Here is a 22,545-nt window from a genome sequence, read left to right on the forward strand (position 1 = left end):
CCGCCGCGAGCGTGCGCAGATGTACAGGATTTACGGCGTGTCGCCGTACAAACACGCTCCCCCGCAAGCGGGAGGTGCCCCCAGCTCGCGGGAAAGGGGGGAGGGGTCGTGGGTGGGGACGATCGCGACCGCTCGCCGCGCCGCATGCAGGCGGTGCAGCGCTCGGAAGGTTTCGTCGCGGTCCTCGTCCACCAAAGCGCCTGGGTAGCTTGACTTTTGCCGGATCTTCTCGATCTGCAGCGCGTGCCAGGCCGCGTCGCCGGCGATCAGGATCCAGCCCCGCGCCGTGTGGAGCAGCACCCCGACGCTGCCCGGCGTGTGCCCGGCCAGGTCCACCAGGACGACGGAGCCGTCGCCGAAGAGGTCGTGGCTGCGAGTGAAGGTCAACACCGGCGGCCCGTCCAGCTCGTAGTCGACGACGGTCCGCCCCTGCAGCGAATCGCGGACGCCGCCGACGGGCGCCACGCCTGCGGTGCCGATCCACTCGTGTTCCGTGCGGTGCAGGTGTACCGGAAGACCGGGCATGTCCAGCAGGCCCGACACGTGATCCCAGTGCGCGTGGGTGGGCAGGGCGAAATCCAGCCGCGGGGCCTCGGGCAGCCCGGCCAGCGCCGTGATCGTCGGGATGGTCGAGGCCGGCGGGCGCACCACGACGCGCAGCACCGCGGGCAGCTGCGCGATGGCCCGCCGCTCGACGTCCGTGCACACCGCGGGGTCGACGATGAACGTGGCCTCCGGATGCCGGACGACGAACGACGTCAGCGAATTCTCGACGCGGGCGGGCGCGAACGTGCCCTCGACGATCGCCGCGGTCGGCACCGGGCGCGGCACCTGGGGCAGCGCGGTCACCGCGACGGTGTGGCGCGGATCCGGCAGTCCAGCGTCGACGATGCTGCGGAGGAACCGCCGATCGGGCCGTCTCGGCCGCACCAGGCCGCGGACGAATCCGGCCGCGGCGGTGCAGCATTGGAGAATGGTGGGGGAGCGGACCGGATCGGGCGCGGGCGCGGTCTGGGTCATGGCAGCTCCACCCGCACGATCACGCTGTCCGGCCAGACGCGGCGGTCGCGGGCGCGCCGCAGCTTCTCGCGGACGCACAGGTCCTGGTGGACGTTCGTCACGCCCGGGACCTTGATCAGCGGCACGACGTTCCACTGCCAGCCGTACCGCCGGTGCAGCATGCGGTTGGCCCGCTCGGCGTCGGCGCCGGACAGGATCGTGGCGCGGCCGGCCACCGTCGTGGCGCCGGCGGGGACGCGGCCCCGGTAGTCGCAGGCGGTGACTTCGACGTCGCGCCGCGCCGCCAGCCGCCTGGTCTTGGGGCCCACCTTGGTGCGGAACAGCAACGCGTCACCGTCCAGACCGAACCAGATGGGGGTGTCGACCGGGGTGCCGTCCCGGCGGAAGGAGCGAAGCCGCGCGTATCGGGCGCGGCCCAGCTCGTCGAGTGATTGTTTGTGCATGGACACAGTCAACGACTTAGAGTTAGCTCTAAGTCAAGCATCGAATGTTCGGGAGGCCCGATGGCTGCACGGTTGACGATCGGGGAGGTGGCACGCCAGGCCGGGGTCGCGGCCACCACGCTGCGCTACTACGAGCAGATCGGGCTGGTTTCGGCGCCGGCGCGCCTCGGCGGCCAGCGCCGCTACGACGATTCGGTGCTTGCCCGGCTCGAGGTGATCCGGCTCTGCAAATCCGCGGGCTTCGCGCTGGAGGAGATCCAGGTGCTGTTCGCCGACGACGCGCCGGGAAGGCCGGCCAGCCGCGCCCTGGCCGAGGCCAAACTCGCCGAGATCGACGCCCAGATCGAGTCGCTGGCCCGGGCCCGCGCCGTCATCGAGTGGGGAATGCGCTGCACGTGTCCCTCAATTGACGCCTGCACCTGTGGAATTCACACCGCCGTGCCCGCCTGAGCAAAGGAGCAGCAGTGAGCCAACCGCATTCCGTTGCCGTGCAGAACTTCTCCCACGTCTGCGTCGGCGTCTCCGACATCGAGGCGTCGCGCACGTTCTACACCGCGGTGCTGGGCATGGACGTCGTGTTCGACGTCGAGCTGGCGGGGGCCGGCCTGGAATCGGTGACCGGCGGCGCCGCGCAGCAGGGCCGGATGATCGGCGGGCTGATCGGCGGCGTCATGGTGGAGCTGCTGTCGCTCGGCGCGGTGCCCGAAACCGCGAGCGGGCCGCACCTGGGCTACACCAACATGTCGTTCCGCGTCGACGATCTCGACGCCGCCTACGACACCGTTTGCCGCGACCACCCCAGCGTCCGCGCCGAGCCGCCGGTCGACATCGGCGGAGTCCGAATGTTCTTCATCCACGACCCCGACGGCACCCCGATCGAACTTCTCGAGCTGCCCGGCGGCGCGTCCACCACCGTGCAGCTTTGGCGCCCCGATGGAGGGTGACGTATTCCGTGCCCCTGAGCGCGGACGTACGCTACGGCAATGACGACACCCGAACGTCCGACAACCTTGTGCGAGGCGTTTCAGCGCACCGCGGCGATCGCCCCGGACGCCGTCGCGCTCCGAACGCCCGGCGACACCCAGACGGTGACGTGGCGGGAGCTTGCGGGGCGGGTGCGCCAGGCCGCCGCCGGCCTGGCGGGCCTGGGCGTCGGGCGGGGCGACACCGTGTCGCTGATGATGGCCAACCGGATCGAGTTCTACCCGGTGGAGATCGGCGCCCAACACCTGGGCGCCACTTCGTTTTCGGTCTACAACACGCTGCCCGCCGAGCAGCTGACCTACCTGTTCGACAACGCCGGCACCAAGGTCGCGATCTGCGAGGAGCAGTACGTGGACCGGATCCGCGCCAGCGGTGCGCCGATCGAGCACATCGTCTGCATTGACGGTTCGCCGCCCGGCACCATCTCGCTGGACGACCTGCATGCCGCCGCACGGCGGGATTTCGATTTCGAGTCCACCTGGCGCGCGGTGCAACCCGACGACATCGTCACGCTCATCTACACCTCCGGGACCACCGGCAACCCCAAGGGCGTGGAGATGACCCACGCCAACCTGCTGTTCGAGGGTTTCGCGCTCGACGCCGTCCTGCCGATGAAGTTCGGCGACCGCGTGACGTCCTTCTTGCCGACGGCCCACATCGCCGATCGGGTGATGGGGTTGTACGGCCTCGAGGTGTTCGGCAGCCAGGTCACCGTCGTCTCCGAGGCGCGCGCCATCGCGGCCGCCCTGCCCGACGTTCGCCCCACGGTGTGGGGCGCGGTGCCGCGGGTGTGGGAAAAGCTCAAGGCCGGAATCGAATTCGCCGTCGGCCACGAGGCGGACGAGACCAAGCGGCAGGCGTTGCAGTGGGCGATGTCGGTGGCCGCCCGGCGCGCCGACGCCCTGGTGGCCGGCGAGCGGATGCCGGAGCAACTGGCCGCCGAGTGGGCCCAGGCTGACGAGCTGGTGCTGTCAAAGCTGCGGGAGCGGCTCGGGTTCGGCGAGCTGCGCTGGGCCGTGTCGGGGGCGGCGCCGATCCCCAAGGAGACGTTGGCGTTCTTCCTCGGCATCGGCATCCCCATCGCCGAGGTGTGGGGCATGTCGGAGCTGAGTTGCGTTGCCAGCGTGAGCCATCCGAGCGACGCGCGCCTGGGCACCGTCGGCAAGCTGCTGCCCGGGCTGGAGGGCAGGATCGCCGACGACGGCGAGTTTCTGGTGCGCGGCCCGCTGGTGATGAAGGGCTACCGCAGGGAACCGGCCAAGACCGCGGAAGCGATCGACGCCGACGGCTGGTTGCACACCGGCGACATCCTCGAGGTCGACGACGAGGGCTATCTGAAGGTGGTCGATCGCAAGAAGGAGCTGATCATCAACGCGGCCGGAAAGAACATGTCGCCGGCCAACATCGAGAACACCATCCTGGCGGCCTGCCCGATGGTGGGCGTGCTGATGGCGATCGGCGACGGACGGCCTTACAACGCGGCGCTGATGGTCTTCGACGCCGAATCGGTCGGCCCGTACGCGGCCCAGCACGGCCTCGCCGACGAGTCGCCCGCGGCGCTGGCGTCCCACCCGGAGGTCATCGCGCGGATTGCCGCCGGCGTGGCCGAGGGGAACGCGAAACTGTCCCGGGTGGAACAGATCAAGCGCTTCCGGATACTGCCGACGGTCTGGGAACCGGGCGGTGACGAGATCACGCTGACGATGAAGCTCAAGCGCAAGCCGATCATGACGAAGTACGCGAGCGAGATCGAGGAACTCTACGCCGCCGATCGGCACCCCGAGGTCCACGAGCCCGCCGAAGCGGCCACGGTGCAGCCGGCATGAGCGGGGGCCCGGGGGTGACGGCGCGCGCCGGAGTGCGGAAGTTGCTGCAGCGCACCGGGATCGTCGACGAGTCCACGGCGCCGCTGCCGACCGACCCCGACGAGGTCGTCCAGCTCTTGGCGGCGCCGTGGTATGACGAGCGGCTGGGCAAACTGGCCGAGGAGCTCGGGCGCGACCACGACGGCGTGCGCGCCGAGGCCGCGTCGTACCTGCGCGAGATGGCGCCGTCGCTGGACGAGCGGGCGGTGAAGGCCTGGCGCAGCTTCAGCAACTGGCTGATGCGGGCCTACGACATCCTGGTCGACGAAGATCAGATCGCCCAGCTGCGCAGGCTGGATCGCAAAGCGACGCTGGCGTTTGCGTTTTCGCACCGCTCCTATCTGGACGGGCTGCTGCTGCCCGAGTCGATCCAGGCCAACCGGCTCTCGCCCGCGCTCACCTTCGGCGGCGCCAACCTCAACTTCTTCCCGATGGGCGCCTGGGCCAGGCGCACCGGCACGATCTTCATCCGGCGCCAGACCAAGGACATTCCCGTCTACCGCTTCGTGCTGCGGGCGTACGCCGCCCAGCTGGTGCAAAACCACGCCAACCTCACCTGGTCGATCGAGGGGGGCCGAACCCGCACCGGCAAGCTGCGGCCCCCGGTGTACGGGATCCTGCGCTACATCAGCGACGCCGTCGACGAAATCGACGGCCCGGAGGTGTATTTGGTGCCGACCTCCATCGTGTACGACCAGCTGCACGAGGTGGAGGCCATGACCACCGAGGCCTACGGCGCGACGAAGCGGCCCGAAGACTTCCGCTTCCTGGTCCGGCTGGCGCGACAGCAGGGGGAGCGGCTGGGCCGCGCCTACCTGGATTTCGGGGAACCGCTGCCGCTGCGCAAGCGCCTCGAGGAGCTGCGCGCCGAAGAATCGGGTGTCGGCACCGAAATCGAGCGCATCGCGCTGGACGTCGAGCACCGGATCAACCGCGCGACGCCCGTCACCCCGACCGCGGTGGTGAGCCTCGCGTTGCTGGGCGCCGACCGCTCGCTGTCCGTCAGCGAGGTGCTGGCCACCGTGCGGCCGCTGGCGAGCTACATCGCGGCGCGCAACTGGACGGTGGCCGGCGCCGCGGACCTGACCAACCGCTCGACGATCCGCTGGACGCTGCACCAGCTCGTCGCCTCAGGCGTGGTCGACGTGTACGACGCCGGCACCGAACCGGTGTGGGGGATCGGGACCGATCACCACCTCGTTGCGGCGTTCTACCGCAACACCGCGATCCACATCCTGGTGGACCGGGCCATCGCCGAGACGGCGCTGCTGGCGGCCATCGAGGGCGCCGAGAATTCCGTGGACCGCCTGGTGTTGCCGACGGCCGTGCGCGACGAGGCGCTGCGGCTGCGCGAGCTGCTGAAGTTCGAGTTCTTGTTCTCGGCCCGCGCGCAGTTCGAGAAGGAGCTCGCCGACGAGGTGCGCCTGATCGGCCGGGTGGAGGACACCAGCCGGGCCGCGCCCGCGGCCGACGTGCGCGGGCTCCTGGAAAAGGCCGACCTGCTGCTGGCGCACCTGGTGCTGCGGCCGTTCCTCGACGCCTACCACATCGTCGCCGATCGGCTGGCCGCCCTCGAGGACGAATCGTTCGACGAAAGCGAGTTCCTCGCCGAGTGCCTCGAGGTGGGCAAGCAGTGGGAGCTGCAGCGCCGGATCGCCAACGCCGAGTCGCGGTCGATGGAACTGTTCAAGACCGCGCTGCGGCTGGCGCGACACCGCGAGCTGGTGGACGCGTTCGAGAGCCCCGACATCGCGCAGCGACGGCGCGACTTCGCCGACGAGATCGCCACGGCCATCAGGCGTGTCAACACCATCGCGGAGCTGGCCCGGCGCGCGGTGATGTCCAGCTGTCACCCTTCGGTGCCGCGCGGCGCGCCCTAAGGTGGGGAGCATGCCGCTTTCAGGTGAATACGCACCCAGCCCGTTCGATTGGTCGCGCGAGCAGGCCGACAAGTACGCCGAATCCGGCGGAACCGAGGGCACCGAGCTCAAGGGGAAGCCGGTCATCCTGCTGACCACCGTCGGCGCCAAGACGGGCAAGCTCCGCAAGACCCCGCTGATGCGCGTCGAGCACGACGGCCAGTACGCGATCGTCGCGTCGCTCGGCGGCGCGCCCAAGCACCCGGTCTGGTACCACAACGTGAAGAAGAACCCGCGCGTCGAGCTGCAGGACGGCCCCGTCACGCGCGACTACGAGGCGCGCGAGGTGTTCGGGGACGAGAAGGCCACCTGGTGGGAGCGCGCCGTCGAAGCCTGGCCCGACTACGCCGACTACCAGAAAAAGACCGACCGCCAGATTCCGGTGTTCGTTCTGACCCGGTGAACTAATTCCCAGCTGGGCGGCATGGCACCATTGATCGGTGTCCGCTGAATTCAGCCAGAGCCCGAGCAGGTCACCGCTGTGCGCGGCTGACATCGATGCCGCGGCGCAGCGGATCGCCCCGGTGGTCGCGCCCACCCCGTTGCAGCTGAGCGATCGGCTGTCGGCGATCACCGGCGCGCAGGTATACCTCAAGCGCGAAGACCTGCAGGTCGTGCGCTCCTACAAGCTGCGGGGCGCCTACAACCTGCTGGTGCAGCTGTCCGGGGAGGAGCTTGCCGCGGGCGTGGTGTGCTCGTCGGCGGGCAACCACGCGCAGGGCTTCGCCTTCGCCTGCCGGGCGCTGGGGGTGCATGGCCGGGTCTATGTGCCGGCCAAGACGCCCAAACAGAAGCGCGACCGGATCCGCTACCACGGCGGCGAGTTCATCGAGCTGATCGTGGGCGGATCGACCTACGACCTCGCCGCCGAGGCCGCGCTCGCCGACGTCGAACGCACCGGCGCCACGCTGGTCCCGCCGTACGACGACCCGCGCACCATGGCCGGCCAGGGCACCATCGCCGTCGAGCTGCTCGACGAACTGGATGCCGAGCCCGACCTGGTCGTGGTCCCGGTGGGCGGCGGCGGCTGCATCGCCGGCATCACCACCTACCTGGCCGAACGGACGACCAACACCGCGGTGCTGGGCATCGAGCCGGCGGGCGCCGCGGCGATGATGGCCGCGCTGGCCGCCGTCGAGCCCGTCACGCTGGACCACGTCGACCAGTTCGTCGACGGCGCCGCGGTGAAAAGGGCGGGAACGCTGACCTACGCCGCGCTGGCCGCCGCCGGCGACATGGTGTCGATCACCACGGTCGACGAGGGAGCGGTGTGCACCGCCATGCTGGACCTGTATCAGAACGAGGGCATCATCGCCGAGCCGGCGGGCGCGTTGTCCGTCGCGGGCCTGCTGGAGGCCGACGTCGAGCCCGGGTCCACCGTGGTGTGCCTGATCTCGGGCGGCAACAACGACGTGTCGCGCTACGGCGAGGTCCTGGAGCGCTCGCTGGTGCATCTCGGGCTCAAGCACTACTTCCTGGTCGACTTTCCGCAGGAGCCGGGCGCACTGCGCCGGTTCCTCGACGAGGTGCTCGGGCCCAACGACGACATCACCCTGTTCGAGTACGTCAAGCGCAACAACCGGGAAACGGGTGAGGCGCTGGTCGGCGTCGAGCTGGGCTCGGCGGCCGGCCTGGACGGCCTGATGGCGCGCATGCGGGCGACCGAGATCCACGTCGAGGCCCTCGAGCCCGGCTCGCCGGCCTACCGCTACCTGCTCTAGGCGCCTTGAGGCATGGGGGAGCCGTATGGATCCGGTACCGCCGGCTTTGGCCTAGTCAGCGCCGGCACCCTGGTCTTCCTGGCGCTGCTGGCGTGGGCGGCAATCTGGGTCGCTCGACGCGGGCGCGTGCTGGGACGGCTCTGGGCACTGGCGTCGGACGCCGCAGTCATCGGCGGTCGCGTGCTGACCTGGGCCCGCGAACGGATCAAGGCAAAAGGATGGGCGTGGGCCGGCCGGTTGCCCGCGGACGAGGTCGCCGCCGTCGCGCTGCTTCTCGGGCTGGCCGTGGTCGTGGCCCTGGCGGTCGGCTTCACCGAAGTGCTGGACGATGTGCTCGAGGGCGACGGCATCTCCGGAATCGATCGACCGGTGGCCCGATGGCTTGCCGCCCACCGCGACCTGTGGCTGACCACGGCGCTGCGGGCGGTCACGATCGGCGGCGATCCCAGGTTCCTGGCCGCACTGGCCTTTCCGGTTTCTCTCGTCGCCGGCTGGCGGTGCAGGTCATGGCGGCCCGTCGTGCTGGCCCTGGCCGCCGGTGGCGGGATTGCCCTGATGCTGTTCACCACCAAAGCCTTGGTGGGTAGGCAACGCCCGCCCCTGCCGTTCGCCGCGGTCGCCGCCGACGGTTATTCATTTCCCTCCGGCCACGCCACCGGCACCGCGGCCATCCTCGTGTTGTCCGCCTGGATGGTGACCCGCTGGCTCATCACCCCGTGGGTGGGGCGGGTGAGCGTGTGGACAACGGCGCTCGGCTCGGCGCTCGTGATCGGCTATTCACGTGTTTATCTGGGGGTTCACTACGTGAGCGACGTGCTGGCCGGCTGGCTGCTGGGCCTGGCCTGGGCCGGCGTCGTCATGCTGGTCGGATCGTGGTGGACCGAGATCCGGCCCCGCGCCACGTCACCGTAGGTACGCCGGCACCGGAGTGCGGGAATCGAGGTCGCCGGCCGGCACCGGTGCCCCGGCCGTCAGGCGAAGCGGCACGACGCCGGCCCAGTGCGGCAGCGCCGCGTCTTCCGGATCGTCGACCGGGCCGCCGGTGCGCAGCTTGGCCGAGACCTCGACGAGGTCGAGGGCGAGCACCCCGGTCGCGGCGAGTTCGCGCGCGTTGGGCGTCCGGCAGTCGTCCGCACGCCCGGGCCGGATGTGGTCGAGCAGGCAGCGCAGCGCGCGCAGCTTCTCCGCGGGATCCTCGACCACGCGCGCGTCGCCCAGCACGACGACCGAGCGGAAGTTCACGGAGTGGTGCATGGCCGCGCGGGCCAGCACCAGCCCGTCCACCAAGGTGACGGTGACGCAGACCGGCAGGCCCGATGGCGCTGACTTGGCCGCCAGCATCGGGCCGCTGCCGGTCGAGCCGTGCAGGTAGAGCGTCTCGCCGAGGCGGGCGTGCGTCGTCGGGAGGACCACCGGCCCGCCGGCGGTCAGGTAGCCCAGGTGACAGACCAGGGCCTCGTCGAGGATCTGGTGCACGACCGCGCGGTCGTAGTCGGCGCGTTCGCGGTAGCGGGTGGGCGTGGTGCGGTGGGTGGGGAGGTAGCTCAACCGATTGCCTTTGCTTATGTCCTAGTACATAATGATTCTCGTGCCAGTACAATATACGGGGACGGGAGCGCAGTCCATAGCGGCCAGCGTCGAGGAGGCCATCTCCCGCGGGGCGCTGGCCCCCGGGGCGGCGCTGCCACCGATCCGCGAACTCGCCGGGCGGCTCGGCGTCAACCCGAACACCGTGTCCGCGGCCTATCGCCTGCTGCGCGATCGCGGGGCCGTCGAGGCGGCCGGGCGGCGCGGCACCCGGGTGCGGCACCGCCCCGCGACCACGCCCCGCTCGCTGCTGGGGCTGGACGTCCCCGCCGGCGTGCGCGACCTGTCGACCGGCAACCCGGACCCCGCCCTGCTGCCCATCGGATCCGTCGAGACGCCGACGGCCAGGCCGCTGCTCTACGGTGAGCCGGCCATGTCGGCCGAACTGCTGGAACGGGCGCGCGCGGCGCTGGCCACGGACGGCGTCCCGGCGGATCATCTGGCGGTCACCAGCGGGGCGCTCGACGGCATCGAGAGGGCGCTGGCCGCGCACCTGCGCCCCGGCGACCGGGTGGCCGTCGAGGACCCGGGCTGGGCGAATTTGCTGGATCTTGTTGCGGCGCTGGGGCTCTCGGCCGAACCGGTGCGCGTCGACGACGACGGGCCGCTGGTCCCCGACGTGCAGCGCGCCCTGGCCCGCGGCGTGCGCGCGCTCGTCATCACCGGGCGGGCACAAAACCCCACCGGCGCAACGCTATCCGCGACCCGCGCCGACGAGCTTCGTGGCCTCGTTTCCGGTACTGATCTGCTGGTCGTCGAGGACGATCATTGCGCGGGGATCTCGGGCGCGGCGCTGCACACCCTGGCCGGTTCGACTGGCCAGTGGGCCTTCGTGCGGTCGGCGTCCAAGGCCTACGGCCCCGACCTGCGCGTCGCCGTGCTCGCCGGGGACCGGCGCACCGTCGAGCGGGTGCATGGCCGGCTCCGGCTGGGGCCCGGGTGGGTGAGCCACCTCCTGCAGGACCTCGCGGTCCGGTTGTGGGCCGACGCCGGGGCGTCGCGGCTGATCGCGCGGGCCGAAAAGCAATACGCCCGCAACCGCGCCGGGCTGTGCGAGGCGCTGGTTCGACGCGGCGTGCGCGCGCATGGCCGGTCCGGGCTCAACGTGTGGGTGCCGGTGCCGGACGAGACGGTGGCGATCACCCGGCTGCTCGCGTCGGGTTGGGCCGCGGCGCCGGGCACGAGGTTCCGCATCCGCACGGCGCCCGGAATCCGCGTCACCGTGGCCGATCTGAGCGCCGACGAGATCGATCCGCTCGCCGACGCGATCGCGGGCGCCGTGCTGGCTAACGGCCGGCCAAGCGTGTAGGGATGCCCGCGGCGCGGGCAACTTCGGCGTAGGCGGCGGCGAGGCCGGACAGCGACGCGTGGGCGTTGCGGCCACTGGGATTGGGGACCACCCACAGCTTTGTTGCGGGATAAGGCGATACCTGTTTGCCCGCGTTCGCGCGGCGCTCGCCGAAGGCGTCTCGGAAGGCGGTGATCCCCAGGACGGCTACCACCTCGGGGGAGTACTTGCGAACGGTCCGGTCCAGCTTCCGTCGGCCCTCGACCAGCTCGGCGACCGTGAGTTCGTCGGCACCCGCACTCGCCCTGTCAACCAGGTTGGTGATGCCGATTCCGCGGCGTAACAAGTAATCCCGGTCGGCCGGGTCGAAACCGGACGAGGCGTCGATGAGATGGTCGGTGATGCCGGCGCGGTAGAGCGCCGGCCAGAACCGATTGCCGCGGGGGGCGAAATGCGCCTGCACCGCAACGGTTCTCAACCCGGGGTTGATGCCCACGAACAGCAGCCGAACGTCGTCGGAGATCAGGTCGGGCAGGGTCTGACCGCTGAACCGCTTCAGCTGCTCGCGTGTGAACCGCACCGCATCCGCCGGTTCCCTAGGCCAGGGTCGCCGTCAGGTAGCCGGAGCCGCGGCCGAAGGGGGCCAGCTGGTCGTCGGGCAACGCGAAGCCGTTGGCGGCGTAGCACTGCTCGGTCGTTCGGATGCTCACCCGCCAACCGTGGCCGGTGAGGTACTCGGCGGCCGTGTTGCGCTCGCCGGTGTAGAACAACTCGGCCAGGTTGATGTTGGAGCCGATGCGCCGGGACCGCTCGGTGAGCCGCTGCGCCCAGTCCGCGGGGACGTTGCGCATGTCCAGGTGTTCGGTCGCGACCCGGCTGCCGGGCGCCGAGAGCGCGACGACGTTGTCGAACAGGCGGTCCTGGGCGTCGGGCGGCAGATACGGGAGGAGGCCTTCGGCACTCCAGGCCGTCGGCGCTGCGGTGTCGAAGCCGGCCGCCACCAGCGCCGACGGCCAGTCGTCGCGCAGGTCGATCGCGACCGTGCGGCGCTGCGCGCTCGGCTCGGCGCCCAGGTCCGCCAGCGTGCGCGTCTTGAAGTCGATGACCGCCGGCTGATCGATCTCGTACACCACCGTGCCGGCCGGCCACGCCAGCCGGTAGGCCCGGGTGTCCAGGCCGGACGCCAGGATGACGGCCTGCCCGATGCCCGAGCCGGTCGCCTGGGTGAAGAAATCGTCGAAGAAGCGGGTGCGCACGGCGATCTGCTCCTTCATGGTCCGGCGGTTCACCACCGGATCGTCGTCGGCGGGCCCGATCTCGCCGTCGATCAGCTTGACGAAGGTGTCGATGCCCACCGCCCGCACGAGCGGGTCCGCCCACGGGTCGGCCAGCAGGGGATCGGGGCCCTGGGACGCCATCGCGCGCGACGCGGCGACCGCCGTGGCGGTCGCGCCGACGCTGGACGCCAGGTCCCAGGTGTCGTTCTCGGTGCGGGTCATCCGCGAGCTCCTTGTCCACGCTGCGTTACTTAGGTCATATAAGTGTCGTGGTCCACTGTACGCGCACGGGGTGGTCACTCCCCGGCCACGGCGAGCCGACACAAAATCGCACGCAACCGCGCGCTTTTGGAGGATTTACGTTCCCCCGCAAGCGGGAGACGCCCCCAGCTCGCGCACTGACAGGATGGCGAACGAATGGCCTTCCAGCACGGTGGAATCGGTGCCGACCTTCGGCTCGCCCCACGCGAGGACCACCTCTCCCGCCACGGGCACCGTCGCCGGCTCGGTGCCCAGGTTGCACGCGATGCGCAACCCGCCGCGACCGATGCTGATCCAGCGTCGCTCCTCGTCGTAGTCGACCGTGAGGTGCTCCAGCCACGGGTCGGCCAGGTCGGCGTCGTGGTGCCGCAGGGCGATCAGATCCCGGTACACGCGCAGCAGGCGGGCGTGTTCGCCGGAGTCGACCTCCTCCCAGTCGAGCTTGGAGCGCAAAAACGTCTGCGGATCCTGGGGATCGGGGATCTCGTCGGCGTCCCAGCCGTGTTCGGCGAATTCGGCCTTGCGCCCCTCGGCGGTTGCCCGCGCCAGCTCCGGCTCGGGATGCGAGCTGAAAAACTGGAAGGGCGTCGATGCCGCCCATTCCTCGCCCATGAAAAGCATTGCGGTGTAGGGCGACCCGAGCGCCAGCGCCGCCTTGACCGCCAGCTGGCCGCCGGTCAGGTTCTGCGACGGGCGATCACCGAGCGCCCGGTTGCCGACCTGATCGTGGGTGCAGGTGTAGGCGACCAGCCGGGTGGCCGGGACGGAACCCGTGTCCAGCGGCCGCCCGTGCCGGCGGTGGCGGAACGACGAATAGGTGCCGGCGTGGAAGTAGCCGTGCCGCAGCGTCTCCGCGAGGGTGGCGAGCGACCCGAAGTCCGCGTAGTAGCCCTGGCGCTCGCCGGACACCGCGGTGTGAATGGCGTGGTGGATGTCGTCGGCCCACTGGGCGGTCAGCCCGTAGCCGCCCCGCTTGCGCGGGGTGATCAGCCGCGGGTCGTTGAGATCGCTTTCGGCGACCAGCGACAGCGGCCGGCCCAGCTGGCTTGCCAGCCAATCGGTTTCGGTGGCGAGCTCCTCGAGGATGTGGATCGCCGTGGTGTCCACCAGCGCGTGCACGGCGTCCAGGCGCAGTCCGTCGGCGTGGAAGTCGCGCATCCAGCGCAGCGCGCAGCCGATGATGTAGCGCCGCACCTCGTCGGAGTCGGCGTCGGCGATGTTGATGCCCTCGCCCCACGGGTTGCTGGCCGACGACAGGTAGGGCCCGAAGCGCGGCAGGTAGTTCCCCGACGGGCCGAGGTGGTTGAACACCGCGTCGATCAGCACGCCGAGGCCGCGCGCGTGGCAGGCGTCGACGAGCCGGACCAGGCCGTCGGGGCCGCCGTAGGGTTCGTGCACGCTGTACCACAGCACGCCGTCGTATCCCCAGCCGTGGGTGCCGGCGAAGGAATTGACCGGCATCAGCTCGACGAAGTCGATGCCGAGATCGACCAGGTGGTCGAGTTTTTCGACGGCGGCGTCGAACGTGCCCGCCGGCGTGAAGGTTCCGACGTGCAGCTCGTAGATCACCGCGCCGCCGTCCAGGGACCGGCCCGTCCAGTCGCCGTCGGTCCAGCGCGCGCCGGCCGGGTCCCACAGCTGCGACCGGGCGTGCACGCCGTCGGGCTGGCGGGCCGAGCGGGGGTCGGGCAGCACGGTCGGGTCGTCGTCGAGCAGGTATCCGTACCGGGCGTCGGGGGCCGCGTCCACGGTGGCGTGCCACCAGCCGTCGTCGGAGCGGGTCATCGGGTGCGCCGCGCCGTCGACGTCAAGGCGCACCAGCGACGGCCGGGGTGCCCACACCCGGAACTCAGTCATGCCGGCGTTCCAGCAGCACCACGGGCAGGTCCGAGAACAACTGGGCGGCTGACGTCGCCCCGCTGGCCACCGCGCCGTTGAGAGCGTCGGTCCAGGTGCCCTCGGGCAGCGGCAACACGGTGTTGCCCCAGCCGTTTTCGGCCAGCCGCACGGTCCAGCGGGTCACCGCGACCAGCACGTCGTCGCCGCGGCGAAACGCCACGACGTGGTCGCTGGCCTCGCCGTCGGCGAGCACCGGGACGTAGGAGCCGTGCAGGAACGTTTCCGGGCGCGAGCGCCGCACCCGAAGCGCCGTGGTGACGACGCGCATCTTGGGGTGGTGCAGGTCTTTCAGGGCGCCGCGCCGGACGGCGTAGTCGACGGCGCGACGGTTGTCGGGATCGACCAGGCTGTCGTCCCACAGCTCGGTGCCCTGGTAGACGTCCGGAATCCCCGGCACCGTCAGCGCGAGCATCTTCTGGCCCAGCGCGTCGCTGGCCGCGTGCGAATTGAGTTGCGTCACCAGCTCGGTCAGCTGACCCGCCACCGGGCCGTCGAGGACGGTGTCCAGCCAGCGGTGCACCGCTCCCTCGAAGTCGGCGTCCGGGTCGTTCCACGACGTGTGCCAGGCCGCCTCGCGGATGGCTTTCTCGGCGTACGCGTGCAGCCGGTCGCGCAGCCCCTGCGTCACCCGGCCGTCCACCGGCCAGACGCCGAAGATGTTCTGCCACAGGAACTGTCCGGTCGCCGGATCCGGGGAGGGGGCCGCGACCTCCCAGCGGGCCAGGAACTCGGTCCACAGCGACGGCACCTGGGACAGCACGCCGATCCGGGCGCGCACGTCCTCGCCGCGCTTGGTGTCGTGGGTGGTCAGCGTCGTCATCGTGTGCGGCCACAACCGGGCGCGGGTCGCGGCGCTGTGGTGAAACTCGGCCAGCCCGACGCCGAACCGATGCGGTTCGCCGCCCACCTCGTTGAGCGACACCAGCCGGGCGTCGCGGTAGAACAGGCAGTCCTCGACGGCCTTGGCGGTGACCGCGCCGCAGAGTTGCTGCAGCCGGGTGGCCGGCTCGACGGCGCGGGCCAGCGCCGCCGCGAGCACCTCCAGTGCGGGCCCCAATTGCGGTGCTTCCGCCTGGGTTTCGGCCAGCGCGGTGGGCAGCAACGCGACCAGGCCGGGGTAATCGCTGCGGTAGACGCCGATGTGGGTCAGCAGGGCGGCGACCGCCTCGGGCAGCAGCGGGTGGTCGGTGCCCGCCGCGGCCGCGATGGCCCGGCGCAGGCGGGCCAGCTCGCTGGCCAGCGTCACGGTGGCCGCGCGGATCTTGAGCTCGGCGAGCAGCTTCGGCATCGCGTGGTAGTCCACTCCCGCCGACGCGACCAGCGCGGTGAGCGCCTCCTCGCCGGCCGGGTCGACGAAGACCCCACCGACCTGGCGCAGCACGTCGTAGCCGGTGGTTCCCGCCACCGGCAGGGTGGGCTCGAGCGCCTCGTCGACGGCCAGGATCTTCTCGATGACGATCCAGGCGTCCGGGCCGACCAGCTGCCGCAGCCGCGCCAGATAGCCGCCCGGGTCGGACAATCCGTCGGGGTGATCGATGCGGACGCCGTCGACGAGTCCCTCGCCGAACCAGCGGGCGACCTCGGCGTGGCTGGCGTCGAACACGTCGCGATCCTCCTGCCGCAGGCCGGCCAGCGAGGTGATCGAGAAGAAGCGCCGGTAGCCGCAGACCCCGTTGCGCCAGCCCACCATCCGGTAGTGCTGGCGGTCATGAACTTCAAGGCCGCTGCCCTCGCCGGTGCCAGGCGCGATGGGCAGCGCCAGGTCGCCCAGCCGCAGCAGGTCCCCGTCGACCTTCGCCTCGGCGGCGTCGTCGTCAGAACCCAAGATCGGCAATACGATTCGGCCGCCCTCGTCGAGGTCCCAGTCGATGTCGAAGAACGCCGCGTACCGCGAGTCCCGGCCGTGCCGCAACACGTCCCACCACCACGCATTCTGCTGCGGGTCGTCGATGCCGACGTGGTTGGGCACGACGTCGATGATCAGTCCCATGCCGCGCGCCCGGGCCGCGGCGGACAACCGCGCCAGGCCGTCGGGTCCGCCGAGCTCCTCGGAGACGGTGGTCGGGTCGGTGACGTCATACCCGTGGTTGGACCCGCGCGCCGCGGTCAATATCGGGGACAGGTACAGGTGGGTCACCCCGAGGTCGGCGAGGTAGTCCAGCAGGTTTTCGGCGTCGGCGAACGTGAACGCGAATCCGCTGGAATCACCCCGCAGCTGGAGCCGGTAGGTGGACAGAACTGGTAAGGCCATGCGTCACAAGGTCTTACGAAGGACCAGTAGCGAGCGCGAGGGAAGCGACACCTTCTCCTGGGCGGTCATCACCTGGTCGGCCCCGTCCTTGAAGCCGGCCGGCTCGTTGGTATCCAGCTCCACGGTCCACTCCCGGGCGTAGTCGTCGGGCGGCATGACGAACTCGATCGGTTCGTCGCCGGCGTTGAAGCACAACAAAAACGAGTCGTCGACCACCCGCTCACCGCGGGCGTTCGGCGCGGTGATCGCCTCGCCGTTGAGGAACACCGCGACGCACTTGTGGATGCTTTCACCCCAGTCCTCATGCGTCATCTCGCGGCTGCTCGGGTTGAGCCAGGCAATATCGCGGACCTCGTCGCCGGTGCGGATCGGCTCGCCCTCGAAGAAGCGGCGCCGGCGGAACACCGGGTGGTGCTTGCGCAGGGTGGTCACCTTGCGCGCAAACGCCAGCAGGTCCGCGTTCTTGTCGACCAATGACCAGTCCATCCAAGACAATTCGGAGTCCTGGCAGTAGACGTTGTTGTTGCCGTTCTGGGTGCGCCCAAACTCGTCGCCGTGCGCGATCATCGGCGTGCCCTGGCTGAGCATCAGGGTCGCCCAGAAGTTGCGCATCTGGCGGTTCCGCAGCTCGATGATGTCGGGGTCGTCGGTGGGGCCTTCGACGCCGCAGTTCCACGATCGGTTGTGGCTTTCGCCGTCCCGGTTGTCCTCGCCGTTGGCCAGGTTGTGCTTCTCGTTGTAGGACACCAGGTCGGCCAGCGTGAACCCGTCGTGAGCGGTGACGAAGTTGATGCTGGCGCTGGGCCGTCGACCGGTCACCTCATAGAGGTCCGACGACCCGGTCAGCCGGGAAGCGAACTCGCCCAGGGTTGCGGGCTCGCCCCGCCAGTAGTCACGCACAGTATCGCGATACTTCCCGTTCCACTCGGTCCACAAACCCGGGAAGTTTCCGACCTGGTAGCCGCCCTCGCCGACGTCCCACGGCTCGGCGATCAATTTGACCTGGCTGACCACCGGATCCTGCTGCACCAGGTCGAAAAACGCGCTCAGCCGGTCGACGTCGTGCAGCTCGCGGGCCAGCGTCGCGGCCAGGTCGAAGCGGAACCCGTCGACGTGCATCTCGGTCACCCAGTAGCGCAGCGAGTCCATGATCAGCTGCAGCACGTGCGGGTGGCGGGGATTGAGGCTGTTGCCGGTGCCGGTGTAGTCCTTGTACAGCCGCAGATCCTCGTCGACGAGCCGGTAGTAGGCGGCGTTGTCGATGCCGCGGAAGTTGATCGTCGGGCCGAGGTGGTTTCCTTCGGCGGTGTGGTTGTAGACCACGTCGAGGATCACCTCGATGCCGGCCTCATGAAAGCTGCGCACCATGGATTTGAACTCCGCGACGCTCGCCTTGCGATTGGCCGCGTACTGGTTGTGCGGGGCGAAGAAGCCAAAAGTGTTGTAGCCCCAGTAGTTTCGCAGCCCCAGGTCGAGCAGCCGCGAGTCGTGCATGAACTGGTGGACCGGCATGAGCTCGATGGCGGTGACGCCGAGCGACTTGAGGTGATCGATCACCACGGGGTGGCCCAGCCCGGCGTAGGTGCCCCGTAGCTCCTCGGGCACGCCGGGATGGGTTTGCGTCATGCCCTTGACGTGGGCCTCGTAGATGACGGTCTCGTGGTACGGGGTGAGCGGCGCGCGGTCGGACCCCCAGTCGAAGAACGGGTTGCTCACCACGCTGGTCATGGTGTGTCCGAGCGAGTCGATCATCGGCGGGGTGCCGGGGTCGGCACCGTCCGCGTTGGGGCCGTCGGGGGTGACGGCCGCGAGGTCGTAGGAATACAGCGCCTGGCCGAAGGTGAAGTCACCGTGAAACGCCTTGCCGTACGGGTCCAGCAGCAGCTTGCTCGGGTCACACCGGTGGCCGGCGGCCGGATCCCACGGCCCGTGGACACGAAAGCCGTAGCGTTGCCCCGGCGTGATGTTCGGCAGGTAGGCGTGCCAGACGTATCCGTCGACCTCGTCGAGGGCGATCCGCGACTCGTCGCCGTTGTCGTCGATCAAGCACAAGTCGACCCGCTCGGCGATCTCGGAGAACAGCGAAAAGTTGGTTCCCGCGCCGTCATAGGAGGCGCCGAGTGGGTAGGGGTTGCCCGGCCAAACGGTGGCCAGCGTGGGCCGTTGGTTACCAGCGCCTGTTTCTGAAGCGGGTTTGTCGGTCGGCATCACATGACCTTATCGGCGCCCGCGGTGCGCCCGCCGGTTACCACCAACCGGTGCTGGACCCGATCTGACGGCCCAGCTCGGTCGTCATGGTGCGTACGTAGGTGGGCGACAGGTGGTGAGCGCCGTGATAAATGAGCACGTTTCCCTCGACCGGGCGGCAGACGTCGGCGCGGCAAATCGCGTCCGACATGTCCAGGACCTTGAGCAGCGGGAACTGCGCGACGAAGTCGAGGGTCTGATTGCGATCGGAGAGCACGTCGGAGCGCTTGACGGCGCAGGACTGCGGGCTGCCACCCTTCTTGGCCAGGCAGTCCGCGGGGTCGAACGGTTTGCCGTCCTTGACCAGCCACGGGGTGTCGCGCATGCCGAGGATCGGAATGTTGTTGTCGGACAACGTTTGCCAGATGCCGATGTAGGTCGCCGGCATCACGTCGCCGGCCTTGATGTTCCACGGTCGGGTCGTCGTGGTGAACACGTAGTCCGGCCGGTCGTCGACCAGCTTGTTCATCGTCCGCTGCACCCACTCGCGGCACTGCATGTACGGGGCGTTGTTGCCCATGATCAGCGGCACTTCCTCGGTGGACAGCGGGCAGCCCATCTTGAGGTACGTGACCACCTTGAAGTGATGCATGCGGCCGAGCAGGTCCAGCGCGGGCAGCCAGTGCTCGGCGTGCGACCCGCCGGCCAGGGCGATGGTCCGCGTCGCGGCCACGTCGCCGTAGGAGCAGTTGACGACGGTCGGGTTGACGAAGTCGCTGATGCAGCCGTCCCGGGTCGAGACCGGAAGGTCGTCCTTGATCTCCAGGACGGTGGGCCGCATCGGCAGCGCCGGCACCCGCGCGTGTTCGGTCAGGGCACGCGCGCCGGGGTAGTCCTGCGGGTTGAGGACGCTGAGTTCCTTACCCGCCGCGCGCAACACCGTGACGTGCTGACGCCAGGTAAACGACGTCGCGGTCAGCGTGACACCGAGCAGCACCACCATCGATCCCAGCGCCATCGTCGGGCGGCGCAGGCGCAGCCACCAGGGGACCACGGGGGCTTGCGCAACCGACCCGGCCGGCGCGGCGCCGGTGGGCGCCCGGTAGCGCAGCGGGTCCTCGATGAGGCGCGTGGTCAGGTAGGCCAGCACCCCGGAGACCAGCAGCAGCACCGTGCCGTCGACGAAGCCGGCGTGCTTGTGGCCGCTGTAGGACAGCCAGAAGATGAGCAGCGGCCAGTGCCACAGGTACAGCGAGTAGGCCATCGCGCCCAGCGCCACCAGGGGCCCGGCGGCCAGCACCCGATTCGGCAGCGGCATCCGGTTTTTTGCGCCGGCAGGCAGGTTGGCCCCGGCGAGGATCATCAGCATGGTGGCCCCGACGGGGACCAGCGCCCACGGTCCGGGGAATTCCTTGACGCCGTCGATCAGCGCCCCGCACGACACGATCGCGGCCAGCGCCGCGGTGGCGACGACGGTGCGCAGCCACGTCGGCCAGCGCACGTAGGGCACGGCGGCGCCGACGAGCGCGCCCAGCAGCAACTCCCACGCCCGGGCGAAACTGTCGTAGTAGGCGATCGCCTGGTTGTCCTGGTGGGCGACGATCGCATACCCGAACGAGGCCACCGTGAGCGCGCTGAGCAGCACCAAAAACACGGTCCGGCGGCGCTCGCCGAGCCGGCGGAACGCGTACGCGCAGCCGGCGATCAGCAACAGGAACGCGATGTAGAACTGGCCCTGCACCGACATGGACCAGATGTGCTGCAGCGGGGTGACGGCTTCACCGGCCCGCAGATAGTCGGATGCGGAGTTGGCCAGCTCCCAGTTCTGGTAGTAGCCCAGGCTGGCCAGGCTCTGATCGGCGAAGGTTTCCCAGCGGGTTTCCGGCTGCACCAGGATCGTCAGCAGTCCGCAGCCGGCCAGGACCACGACCAGGGCGGGGAGCAGGCGGCGGACCAGCCGGACCACCTCGGCGACCGGCGACAACGCGAGGTCCGGGCTGAGCGCGGCGCGCAGGATTTTCCCGCCGAAAAAGAAGCCCGACAGCGCCAGGAAGACGTCCACCCCGCCGGAAACGCGGCCGAACCAGATGTGGAACATGGCGACCAGCGCGATCGCGATGCCGCGCAGGCCGTCGAGGTCGTAGCGATAGAAGCCCGCCGCGCGCGCAGCCACCGGTTCCGCAGGGGCAACCGGTGGGCGGGGCGGTGACAGACTCTGCATGGTCGACCGCCAATTTACCGAAAACCGCCACCCGCTCCCGAGTGGAGCGAGTGGCGGCCGTTCGGCGGGTCGGGGAATCCCGCGCGGGGGGTTACCGGGTGATGCCGTACGGAGCCGGCTGCACCTGGGCCTGCTGCACCGGCGGCTGCAGGAGCGGCAGCTGCTGCAGGGGCGCCTGTTGCGCCGGGACTTGCTGGACCGGGGCCTGTTGCGCGGGGACCTGCTGGACGGGCGCCTGCTGGACCGGGGCCTGTTGCGTGGGCACCTGCTGGACCGGGGCCTGCTGCAGCGGGGCCTGTTGCGTGGGCACCTGCTGGAGTGGGGCCTGCTGCGCGGGCAGCTGCTGAATCGGGGCCTGCTGGAACGGCGCCTGTTGGACGCCGAGCACCCGGACCAGGTAGGGCGTCATGCCGTTGGCGCGCACGGGCGACACCTGGACGACGTCGCCCACCTCCAGCATCTGGTTGTTGCCGAGGTACATCGCCACGCTCTGGGTGCCTTCGGGGCCGTAGAAGATCAGGTCGCCGCGGCGCGCCTGCTGCGGCAGGACCTTCTGGCCGGTGCGGTAGATCTCACCGGAGGACCGTGGCAGCTTGATGCCGGCGCCCGCGTAGGCGTACTGCATCAGGCCCGAGGCGTCGAAACCGACGGTCATGGCGCCGGTGCCCTTGCCGCGCGAGGGGCCGGTGATACCGCCGCCGGCCCAGGAAAACGGCACCCCGCGCTGCGAAAGGCCGCGCATGACGACGATGTCGGTGGCCTGCTGGTAGTCCATCGACCTGGTGCCGGGGTCGGCGGTCGCGATGCCGGCGGTGACCACCGGGGCCACCAGCATCGCGATACCGATCGCGAAAGCGTAGATGCGTTTCATTGGGATCCCCACCTTCTTGGGTCCTGGGCCTCCGTCGCGGTGACTTCGCGCATCGGCCGCTATTGCAGGCGGTGAGGGCCTCCCCGTCGGGGCCCGACGCCGCTGCATGACGCTTGGAATGAATCCCGCCGCTAGCCGGCTTGATTCACACCAGTCACTACAGACACTTTTACAACAGAAGGCGCGGCCGGAAAATAGCTGGTGAGGTCCACGAAGGATTATTTGTCGTAACGTGACCGGACGGTGACTGGCCGGCCCAATCCGGCCCGCGCAGTTGTGATTTGGGTCTCAGTCCGCTCAGAGCCAGTAGCGCGCGCTGAACGCGGTCAGGATCGAACCGACCACCGAGGCGACCATGAGCAGGGCGAGGGACAGGACCGGCCAGAAGGACATGTACCAGCCCTTCAGGAGCGACACGAACGGGCCGATCCCGGCCGCTGCGATGGCGGCGCCGATGCCGCCCCACACCAGCGGGCGGATGTAGAAGTCGACCCCGAAGGGCACCGGCCCGCAGTCGTCGCCCTCGCACACGTGCGCGAGGAAGCCGAAAAGGCGCGCCGGCCACGTCGTCGCCGTCGCGAGGACGACCAGGAGCACCAGCAGCGTCACGGTGCAGACGACGTCCCAGGGGACGATCCGCAGGCGCAGCACCCGGGGTGCCTGGTGGGGCTCGTCGGGCGCCGGCGGGGCAACGATGCGGTCACCTGGATTGGGGTCCATGGCCTTAGATGGTCCCCGATGGCCGCGATTT

19 protein-coding genes are annotated in these 22,545 nt (G+C 70.0%); 8 read left to right on the forward strand and 11 right to left on the reverse strand.

All coding sequences use genetic code 11. From position 1 onward, the window contains the following. Positions 1-30 precede the first annotated feature (30 nt). Both A5673_RS08850 and A5673_RS08855 read right to left on the reverse strand, forming a co-directional pair. Positions 31-1,020 carry an MBL fold metallo-hydrolase gene (locus A5673_RS08850; RefSeq protein WP_068230020.1) on the reverse strand — a complete coding sequence of 330 codons (990 nt, stop codon included), beginning with the start codon at positions 1,018-1,020 and terminating at the stop codon, positions 31-33. Then, a complete protein-coding gene (locus A5673_RS08855) occupies positions 1,017-1,463 on the reverse strand; it encodes a PPOX class F420-dependent oxidoreductase (protein ID WP_068230156.1) in 447 nt (148 codons plus the stop codon). The genes A5673_RS08850 and A5673_RS08855 overlap by 4 nt, the downstream gene beginning before the upstream one ends. 60 nt (positions 1,464-1,523) lie before the next feature. On the opposite strand from A5673_RS08855, the gene A5673_RS08860 reads away from it, so the two are divergent. From A5673_RS08860 to A5673_RS08890, 7 genes are read left to right on the forward strand one after another with little or no spacing between them, the layout of a single operon-like run. After that, on the forward strand, positions 1,524-1,913 hold the full coding sequence (locus A5673_RS08860) for a MerR family transcriptional regulator (protein WP_068230023.1): 390 nt from the start codon (positions 1,524-1,526) through the stop codon (positions 1,911-1,913). A 14-nt stretch (positions 1,914-1,927) separates the two neighbouring features. Further along, positions 1,928-2,407 carry a VOC family protein gene (locus tag A5673_RS08865; RefSeq protein WP_068230027.1) on the forward strand — a complete coding sequence of 160 codons (480 nt, stop codon included), beginning with the start codon at positions 1,928-1,930 and terminating at the stop codon, positions 2,405-2,407. Between the two features lie 39 nt (positions 2,408-2,446). Then, positions 2,447-4,273 (forward strand): fatty acid--CoA ligase FadD11, encoded by a 1,827-nt coding sequence (fadD11, locus tag A5673_RS08870; RefSeq protein ID WP_068230029.1) that lies wholly within the window; start codon positions 2,447-2,449, stop codon positions 4,271-4,273. Then, positions 4,270-6,192, forward strand: coding sequence for a lysophospholipid acyltransferase (locus A5673_RS08875; protein ID WP_068230032.1), 1,923 nt, complete (start codon positions 4,270-4,272; stop codon positions 6,190-6,192). Before fadD11 ends, A5673_RS08875 begins: the two co-directional genes overlap by 4 nt. A gap of 10 nt (positions 6,193-6,202) precedes the next feature. Further along, positions 6,203-6,634 (forward strand): nitroreductase family deazaflavin-dependent oxidoreductase, encoded by a 432-nt coding sequence (locus tag A5673_RS08880; protein WP_068230035.1) that lies wholly within the window; start codon positions 6,203-6,205, stop codon positions 6,632-6,634. 37 nt (positions 6,635-6,671) lie between these two features. Continuing rightward, positions 6,672-7,952 carry a threonine ammonia-lyase gene (gene ilvA / locus A5673_RS08885; RefSeq protein WP_068230038.1) on the forward strand — a complete coding sequence of 427 codons (1,281 nt, stop codon included), beginning with the start codon at positions 6,672-6,674 and terminating at the stop codon, positions 7,950-7,952. A 12-nt stretch (positions 7,953-7,964) separates the two neighbouring features. Further along, positions 7,965-8,864: a phosphatase PAP2 family protein gene (locus A5673_RS08890; RefSeq protein WP_068230040.1), complete on the forward strand. Its 900-nt coding sequence runs from the start codon at positions 7,965-7,967 to the stop codon at positions 8,862-8,864. Here the strand turns inward: A5673_RS08890 and A5673_RS08895 are convergent. Then, entirely contained in the window at positions 8,856-9,500 is a 645-nt protein-coding gene (locus A5673_RS08895) for a pyridoxamine 5'-phosphate oxidase family protein (RefSeq protein WP_197518334.1), read from the reverse strand. The genes A5673_RS08890 and A5673_RS08895 overlap by 9 nt on opposite strands. Positions 9,501-9,540: 40 nt before the next feature. Here A5673_RS08895 and A5673_RS08900 point away from each other — a divergent pair, with 40 nt between their 5' ends. After that, entirely contained in the window at positions 9,541-10,848 is a 1,308-nt protein-coding gene (locus tag A5673_RS08900) for an aminotransferase class I/II-fold pyridoxal phosphate-dependent enzyme (RefSeq protein ID WP_068230158.1), read from the forward strand. On the opposite strand, the gene A5673_RS08905 is transcribed toward A5673_RS08900, so the two are convergent. The 8 genes from A5673_RS08905 to A5673_RS08940 all read right to left on the reverse strand — a co-directional run bounded on the left by A5673_RS08905 (position 10,826) and on the right by A5673_RS08940 (position 22,514). After that, positions 10,826-11,407, reverse strand: coding sequence for a mismatch-specific DNA-glycosylase (locus A5673_RS08905; protein ID WP_068230046.1), 582 nt, complete (start codon positions 11,405-11,407; stop codon positions 10,826-10,828). The two genes, A5673_RS08900 and A5673_RS08905, sit on opposite strands and share 23 nt — an antisense overlap. Before the next feature lie 16 nt (positions 11,408-11,423). Then, positions 11,424-12,326, reverse strand: coding sequence for an SAM-dependent methyltransferase (locus A5673_RS08910; protein ID WP_068230053.1), 903 nt, complete (start codon positions 12,324-12,326; stop codon positions 11,424-11,426). Between the two features lie 135 nt (positions 12,327-12,461). Beyond that, a complete protein-coding gene (gene treZ, locus A5673_RS08915) occupies positions 12,462-14,222 on the reverse strand; it encodes a malto-oligosyltrehalose trehalohydrolase (protein ID WP_068230056.1) in 1,761 nt (586 codons plus the stop codon). Then, positions 14,215-16,515 carry a malto-oligosyltrehalose synthase gene (gene treY / locus A5673_RS08920; RefSeq protein ID WP_068230059.1) on the reverse strand — a complete coding sequence of 767 codons (2,301 nt, stop codon included), beginning with the start codon at positions 16,513-16,515 and terminating at the stop codon, positions 14,215-14,217. The genes treZ and treY overlap by 8 nt, the downstream gene beginning before the upstream one ends. Before the next feature lie 3 nt (positions 16,516-16,518). Then, positions 16,519-18,723, reverse strand: coding sequence for a glycogen debranching protein GlgX (glgX, locus tag A5673_RS08925; RefSeq protein ID WP_068230062.1), 2,205 nt, complete (start codon positions 18,721-18,723; stop codon positions 16,519-16,521). A 37-nt stretch (positions 18,724-18,760) separates the two neighbouring features. After that, positions 18,761-20,923, reverse strand: a complete 2,163-nt coding sequence (locus A5673_RS08930; RefSeq protein WP_068230065.1) for an acyltransferase family protein — start codon at positions 20,921-20,923, stop codon at positions 18,761-18,763. Between the two features lie 91 nt (positions 20,924-21,014). Then, the gene (gene ripD, locus A5673_RS08935) at positions 21,015-21,794 is read right to left on the reverse strand and encodes an NlpC/P60 family peptidoglycan-binding protein RipD (RefSeq protein WP_068230068.1); all 780 of its coding nucleotides are present in this window, start codon (positions 21,792-21,794) and stop codon (positions 21,015-21,017) included. A gap of 297 nt (positions 21,795-22,091) precedes the next feature. Then, positions 22,092-22,514, reverse strand: a complete 423-nt coding sequence (locus A5673_RS08940; protein WP_068230071.1) for a hypothetical protein — start codon at positions 22,512-22,514, stop codon at positions 22,092-22,094. Positions 22,515-22,545: the final 31 nt, after the last annotated feature.

The sequence above is a fragment of the Mycobacterium sp. E3198 genome (genome assembly GCF_001667015.1).
GTDB lineage: Bacteria > Actinomycetota > Actinomycetes > Mycobacteriales > Mycobacteriaceae > Mycobacterium.